The 5,498-nt window shown below is 69.4% G+C and carries 4 protein-coding genes and 1 pseudogene; 1 reads left to right on the plus strand and 4 read right to left on the minus strand.

The genetic code is table 11. The features are described 5' to 3' along the window. Positions 1-16 precede the first annotated feature (16 nt). From fhuF to P3W75_RS31110, 4 genes and pseudogenes are all read right to left on the minus strand, one after another. Positions 17-772, minus strand: a complete 756-nt coding sequence (gene fhuF, locus P3W75_RS31095; protein ID WP_276231175.1) for a siderophore-iron reductase FhuF — start codon at positions 770-772, stop codon at positions 17-19. 25 nt (positions 773-797) lie between these two features. Further along, complete coding sequence (locus P3W75_RS31100; RefSeq protein WP_276231176.1) at positions 798-1,790, minus strand: GNAT family N-acetyltransferase; 993 nt, start codon at positions 1,788-1,790, stop codon at positions 798-800. A gap of 98 nt (positions 1,791-1,888) precedes the next feature. Further along, entirely contained in the window at positions 1,889-3,217 is a 1,329-nt protein-coding gene (locus P3W75_RS31105; protein ID WP_276231177.1) for a lysine N(6)-hydroxylase/L-ornithine N(5)-oxygenase family protein, read from the minus strand. Positions 3,218-3,439: 222 nt separating this feature from the next. Continuing rightward, positions 3,440-3,943, minus strand: a pseudogene (locus P3W75_RS31110) (sigma-70 family RNA polymerase sigma factor); the annotation flags it as partial. A 139-nt stretch (positions 3,944-4,082) separates the two neighbouring features. On the opposite strand from P3W75_RS31110, the gene P3W75_RS31115 reads away from it, so the two are divergent. Continuing rightward, positions 4,083-5,090: a FecR family protein gene (locus tag P3W75_RS31115; RefSeq protein ID WP_276231178.1), complete on the plus strand. Its 1,008-nt coding sequence runs from the start codon at positions 4,083-4,085 to the stop codon at positions 5,088-5,090. The last annotated feature ends 408 nt before the right edge of the window (positions 5,091-5,498 follow it).

Raw genomic sequence — 5,498 nt, forward strand, 5'->3', positions numbered from 1 at the left:
TTCGTCCGCGAAAAAGCTACAGGTCGCTCGCCTCGGGCGGCGGCTCGTCGATCAGCGGGCAGTTGTCGCAATGCCCGATGCAGCCCAGGCGGTAGCGGATGCAGCAGACCCGGCGCTGGCGCCAGAGGCCGTCGGCGCGCAGTTCCTCGGCCACCGGCAGGTAGCGGATCGGCTGGAACAGCGGGTTGCGCCGGCCATCCGGGCGGCGTTCGGCCTGCAGCAGCGCCTGGCCGTCGGCGAGCAGCGCCAGCGGCAGCGGCACCCGCGCCATCTCGCCGATGAACCACTCGAAGTAGTTGCCGGCGTTGCTCCAGATGACCTTGGGGGAAATCTTCACCTGCGCGCAGAGCTGCTCGACGAAGGGCTGCAGGTGCGCGTCCAGCAGTTCGGCGAAACGCTCGAAGGGATCGTCCGGCGGCGTGGCGAAGGGCTCGCCCTCCCCCGGCAGCTTGAACGACTGCGGCAGGCCCTGCGCATCGAGCACCACCTCCACCCGCTCGAAGTCCAGCGGCAGGCGCCGGCCCAGCACCAGGGCCGCGGCCACCACCGGCGGGATCAGCCGCACCAGGTACCACTTCGACCACTGCGAGGCCAGGGCCCGGCGGTCCTGGCCGCGATGCGGCGGGTCGAAACGTTGCAGCAGGTCTTCCAGGTGGTCGCCCTGCAGCAGCAGGCGCGCCGGAACGCCCGGGCGCGGGTCGGCGTGGGTGACCAGGGCGTCGCGGTAGCTGGCGAAGGCGCCGAAGAACAGCGGCGCCAGGGCTGGGATCATGCGCCCTCCCGCGAACGGCCGGGGTTCAGCACAGGCGGCAGCGCTCGAAGAAGTTCTCGCGGCTCTGCACCATCAGCGCGGCGCGCTTGTGCGGGAAGTCGAACTCCTTTTCGCGCCAGAAGCCCTGGCGCTGCATGTGGCCGATCATCTTCGCGTTGTCCGCGCGCGGCTCGGCGACCACGCGCTGGGTGCGCGGCTCGTCCAGCAGCAGGTAATGCACCAGGGCGTTGAGCCAGCTTTCCACCTTGTGCGGGCCGCGATGGGCTTCCTCGCCCACCAGCATGTGGATGCCGCGGTCGTAGTCGTCCGCCGCGTAGAACGGCGCGATGCGGTCTTCCTTGGCCCAGTAGGCCTCGTAGTAGGCGAACGGCTGGTCGTCGAAGCAGCCGATCAGGGTCAGCGCGTGCGGGTCCTGGGCGAGCTTCTCCAGGTAGGCGCGGTGCTGCGCCAGGGTGCCGCCTTCCTGCCAGAACTCCAGCACGCGCGGGCTGTTCTGCCAGCGGTTGAAGCGTTCCAGGTCGGCGTCGATGTCCAAGGTGCGCAGGGAAACCCAGCTGCCCAGGCGCGCGTCGAAGCGCCGGTACACCTCGCCCTGCGGCTTCGGCGGACGCAACGGGTGGCGCTTGCCGCCATCCACGCGCAGCAGCTGCGGGAAACCAACCACGCCCGGTTGGCGCAGCCAGGGCTGCGGCAACTGCCAGAATGCCGCGCGCTCGATCTGCGCGAGGCCGTCGGCGTTGCGGTAGGCAAGCCCTTCGGCGAAGGCCTGGGCCGGGCATTGCGCGGCGTGCAGCAGCAGCGCCTGGCAGCTTTCGTCACGGGCGAACTGCCAATAGGCGAAGGCCCAGAGGGCGAAGCTCGGCGCCTCGGACAGCGCGCGCCAGGCCTGGCCGTCGCGCTCCAGGGCCAGCAGGGCGTGGCCGTCGAGCAGCAGGGTCAGGCGCGTGCCGCCGAGCTCGGCGCCGAGGCGGCGGCCGTCGGGCAGCGGCAGGGTTTCGTGGGGCGTGGGGCTGGACATGGCTGGCGTCCTCGTTCGGCAAGGGGATGGCGCAAATGCCGATACCCCGTTCGCAAGACGAACGGGGTCGGCGGGAATTTACCGGCGCGGCGAAAAACTCAGGCGCTTTCCGCCGTGCGCGCCTGCGGGGCCCGTGCGGCGGGCTGCGGCAGGCCGTCGAAGAGCGAGGCGGCGATTTCCTCGGCGCGCATCGGCAACACCGACAACAGCGTGTCGCTCAGGCCATGGCTGTCCTGGCTGAAGCCCTGCAGGTAGACGCCGGCGCGCAGGCGCGGGTCGGTCTGCACGCGATAGTCGCGGTCGACGCGGAAGTCACCCAGGTACTCCTGCAGCGGCGCCAGCAGTTCGCGGTGCGAGTTGCGTTCGTAGCCGGTGGCGAGGATCACCGCGTCGTAGCGCTTCTCCTCGGCCTGGCCGGTGGCGCTGTCGCGCAGGGTCAGGTGCACGCCGTCGGCGGCGCCGCGCGCGGCCTCCACCTGGCGCCGGCAGAGGAAACCGTGGCGCGCCTGGGCCGAGACCTTCTGGCGGTAGAAGATGCCGTAGATGCGCTCGATCAGGTCGAGGTCGACCACCGAGTAGTTGGTGTTGTGGTACTCGGCGATCAGCTTCTCGCGCTCGCTTTCCGGCTCCTGGAACACCAGGTCGGTGTAGCTGGGCGAGAAGATCTCGTTGACGAAGGGGCTGTCGTCGGCCGGCTTGAGCACCGCCGAGCGCAGGACCATGTCGACCTGCACCGAGGGGTAGCTGTCGTTGAGGTCGATGAAGGCCTCGGCGGCGCTCTGCCCGCCGCCGATCACCGCGATGCGCATCGGCTCGTGGCGGTTGCACGGCTGCTGCGCCATGCGCTCCAGGTAGCGGGCGTGGTGGAACACCCGGTCGTCCTCGCGCAGGCCGGCGAACACCTTGGGAATGCGTGGCGTGCCGCCGGTGCTGAGGACGATGGAGCGCGCCAGGCGGAAGCGCTCGTGGCCCTGGGCGTCGCGCGACAGCACCTTGAGCACCTCGACGCCGTTGGCGCCGGGCACTGGCTCCACGCGCAGCGCCTGCTCGCCGTACAGCGCCTGGTCGGCGAAGTGCCCGGCGACCCAGCGCAGGTAGTCGTTGTACTCCATGCGGCAGGGGTAGAAGGTGCCCAGGTTGATGAAGTCCACCAGGCGCCCCTGCTGGTGCAGGTAGTTGACGAAGCTGTAGGGGCTGGTGGGGTTGCGCAGGGTCACCAGGTCCTTGAGGAAGGAGATCTGCAGCTCGCTCTGCGCCACCAGCGTATTGCCGTGCCAGCGGTAGTCCGCCTGCTTGTCGAGGAACAGCGCGTGGTAGTCGCGGCCCTCGCGCTGCGCCTGCTCCTGCAGGGCGATCGCCAGCGCCAGGTTGGACGGCCCGAAGCCGATGCCGAGCACATCGTAGGTGGGAGAGATCATCTGGTTCATGCTGCCGAAGTCCTTAGCCCGTTAACCGTGCGGCGCGACGACGGAGCCGTCGGCCATTGGGGGCGCGTTGCGAACAACGCGTTTTCAGGAAGACGAGGCAGCGCTGACGAAATTTAGAATCGTTCGCATTCAGCCGAAGGAAATCGACGTACCAGCCTGTAGGGCGAATAACCGTTCGCGGTTATCCGCCGCCGCCCGGCGCGCCATGGCCAGCCTGGGCCGCTAGCCCTGCCCGCCCCACTGCTGCAGGCGCTGGCGGCAGTGCTTCATGGCATTGACGATGTGCTTCTCCACCATGTCGCGGGAAATGCCCAGGCGCTCGGCGATCTCGGCGTGGGAGCAGCCCTCCACCTTGCGCAGCAGGAAGGCTTCGCGGCAGTTCTCCGGCAATTGCTCCAGCGCGCGGCGCAGCAGTTGCAGCTGCTGCTGGTGGATGGCTTCGCGCTGCGGGCAGCGCTCGTCCAGGCAACCCTCGCGGTCGAGGGTCTCCAGCTCTTCGTTGCGGCGGATGCGCGTGCGTCGGCGCAGGTCGATGCTGAGGTTGACGGCGGTCTTGAACAGGAACGCCCGGGGTTGTTCCACGTGCGCTTCCGATTTGCGGTCGAGCAGGCGCAGGAACGCCTCCTGGGTGAGGTCGGCGGCGGTCTGCCGGTCGCCCAGGGTACGGCTGAGGAAGGCGGTCAATTCCTGGTAGTAACGGATCAAGTCGGTGGCTTCCGCCCGGCCTGGGGTTGCGAGAAAATTCGGCTTTTACGGCCGGCGCCTGCTGACAGTCCGAGTCAGGCGTACTTATAATCACTCGCATCAAGCCGAAAAGAAAGTGTGATAACGGGCGCACCTCGCCGCCCCGCCCTGGAAACCTCCGATGACCCAGCTGCCCTCCGAGCAAGACGACGAACGCCTGAGCGCCGAGGCGGCGCACTGGTGCGCGCGGCTGCACGACGAGGACTGCTCGGCCGCCGAGCGCGAGGCCTTCGCCGCCTGGCACGCGGCCGACCCTCGGCACCGCGAGGAATACCAGGCGATGCTGGACATCTGGCAACTCGCCGACGGCCTGCAGGCGCCGGTCGCGGCGCCGAGCCTGGCCGCCCCGCCACGCCCCCTGGCGCGCCCGCGTCGCCGCCCGCTGCGGCGCATCGCCGCGGCCGCCGCGGTGGCCTGCATCGCCCTTGGCGCCGCCTGGTCGGCGGGTTGGTCGGCCGGCTGGCTGCCGGCCCGCGTCGGCTACTACGCCGCCCAGGACAAGCCGCGCGAGGTGATCCTCGCCGATGACTCCAGGGTCCAGCTCAACGCCCACTCCAGCCTGTTCTTCGCCCAGTACCGCGACCACCGCGACGCGCGTCTGGGCAGCGGCGGCGAGGCTTACTTCCGAGTCACCCACGACAGCCTGCAGCCGTTCACCGTGCGCACCGAGAACGGCAGCGTGCGGGTCACCGGCACCCGCTTCAACGTCTGGACCGACCCCAGCCAGATGCTCGTCACCCTGCTCGAGGGCTCGGTGGTGGTCAGCCCGCCGGCCGGCGTGGACAGCAACAGCGCGCAGCTGACGCCGGGCATGCAGGCCCGCTACAGCAAGGCCAGCCGCCAGTTCGAACTGGCCCAGGTGGCGCCGGGAGACGCCATCGCCTGGATCGACGGCCGCCTGGTGCTGGAAGACCAGGCGCTGCAGGCGGCGATCCCGCTGATCAACCGCTACCTGCCGCACCCGGTGCGCCTGGACGACCCGACCGTCGCCGCCATGCGCATCGGCGGCATCTACGACACCAGCGACCTGCAGGCGCTGGTCGATTCCCTGCCCAAGGTGTTGCCGGTGGACCTGCGCAAGCGCAGCGACGGCAGCATCGTCCTGGCGAGCAAGTTCGTGCCGCTCTGAGGGCGGGTTTCGACTGGCATCTTCCCGTACGCCCTGTCATCCCCCATCCCCTGTCATCCCCCTCCATCCCTGTCATCCCCGCGAACGCGGGGACCCAGAGACTTTGTGATTGGGGTTGGGGTTGGGTGTAGCGCGCCGCTTATGAGTGCTCGGATGTTTCTTGTTTCGCCCCCTCGGGCGACCTACTTTGGCAAACGACCCAAAGTAGGCAAAGGTCTTGCCCCGACATCCGGGCCCGGCAAGCCGGGCTTCCCTCGCGAACTCCCCCGCCACGGAGGCACGCCCCGACAGTACGTCCCTGTACAGATCGGGGCTCGCGCGACATCCATGTCGCCCGACCTCCTGAGCGGGGGCTTCGCTCGGCCTCCTGAACGGGGCGCTCCGGTGCGCGCGGATGTTCCTCTGGAA

This window comes from Pseudomonas citronellolis, from assembly GCF_029335315.1.
GTDB classification, from domain to species: domain Bacteria; phylum Pseudomonadota; class Gammaproteobacteria; order Pseudomonadales; family Pseudomonadaceae; genus Pseudomonas; species Pseudomonas citronellolis_A.